2 protein-coding genes are annotated in these 863 nt (G+C 62.5%); both read right to left on the reverse strand.

Annotation, left to right across the window (positions count from 1 at the left end):
• On the reverse strand, positions 1-131 hold a 131-nt coding region (locus AC0L2J_RS34745), incomplete at its 3' end, for a CoA-transferase (protein ID WP_473364948.1).
• Positions 132-149: 18 nt separating this feature from the next.
• A complete protein-coding gene (locus AC0L2J_RS34750) occupies positions 150-857 on the reverse strand; it encodes a CoA transferase subunit A (protein WP_007596238.1) in 708 nt (235 codons plus the stop codon).
• Between the last annotated feature and the right edge of the window lie 6 nt (positions 858-863).

An 863-nucleotide genomic window follows, 5' to 3' on the forward strand; every position in this document is an offset into this window, starting at 1 on the left:
AGGCTGACGTCCATGCCGTCCGGGATGTAGTTCGAGACCAGCGTCGGGATGCCGATGCCGAGATTGACGTAATAGCCGTCACGCAATTCCTTCGCAGCGCGCGCAGCCATCTGTTCACGGGTCCAGGCCATGTGGTTCTCCTGATACGCTTAAGCGGCGGTGCGCGGGCGGGTGTTGCGGAATTCGATGCGCTTCTTGGCCGTTCCGACCTCGACGATGCGCTTGACGAAAAGACCGGGCGTGTGGATGTGGTCGGGATCGAGTTCGCCGGCCGGAACCAGGTGCTCGACCTCGGCCACCGTGACCTTGGCGGCGGTCGCCATCATCGGGTTAAAATTGCGCGCGGTCTTGCGGTAGATGAGGTTACCTGCGGTGTCGCCCTTCCAGGCGTGGACGATGGCGAGGTCGGCGAACAGGCCGCGCTCCATCAGGTATTTCTGGCCGTCGAATTCCTTCACTTCCTTGCCTTCGGCGATCAGCGTGCCGACACCGGTCTTGGTATAGAAGGCCGGAATGCCGGCGCCGCCCGCGCGGATGCGCTCGGCCAGCGTGCCCTGCGGATTGAATTCGAGTTCCAGCTCGCCGGCGAGGAATTGCTGGGCGAACAGCTTGTTCTCGCCGACATAGGACGAGATCATCTTCTTGATCTGGCGGGTTTCGAGCAAGCGGCTGAGGCCAATGCCGTCGACGCCGGCATTGTTCGAGACCACCGTCAGGTCCTTGACGCCGGAGTCGCGGATCGCGTCCGACAGCGTCTCGGCGATGCCGCAGAGGCCGAAGCCGCCCGACATGATCATCATGCCGTCTTTCAGAACGCCCTCGAGAGCCGACTTGGCGTCGGGATAGACCTTGTTCATGCAAAT

It is taken from the genome of Bradyrhizobium sp. MV1.5 (assembly GCF_055807615.1).